At 67.1% G+C, this 225-nt stretch carries 1 protein-coding gene; it reads right to left on the bottom strand.

Translation table 11 applies throughout. The features are described from left to right. The coding region (locus ACFC3J_RS21830) for a hypothetical protein (protein ID WP_375198059.1) at positions 1–185 on the bottom strand (185 nt) is incomplete at its 3' end. Positions 186–225: the final 40 nt, after the last annotated feature.

The following is a 225-nucleotide window of genomic DNA, read 5'->3' as shown; positions in this document are numbered from 1 at the left end:
TTCGCGGCAACGGCCAGGTCGGCGTCGGTCCATTCGGATTTTGCGCGCTCGGCAATCACGGCATCCCAGAACGGTCGATCGCCGCGACGGAGCTTGAGGTAGGAGGGCGGCGACAGGTCGCGGGCGGCCGCCGCCATCACGGCCACGGCGCCGGCCGCGCTGTCAACGCGCTGGCGACGGGTCATAGAGCAAATCCTGTATTAGCAATAGAAGTTGAGGGGGCGC

It is taken from the genome of Sphingobium sp., from assembly GCF_041987595.1.
In the GTDB taxonomy this organism is placed as follows: Bacteria; Pseudomonadota; Alphaproteobacteria; order Sphingomonadales; family Sphingomonadaceae; genus Sphingobium.
This window is presented reverse-complemented; position numbering and strand designations above follow the sequence as displayed.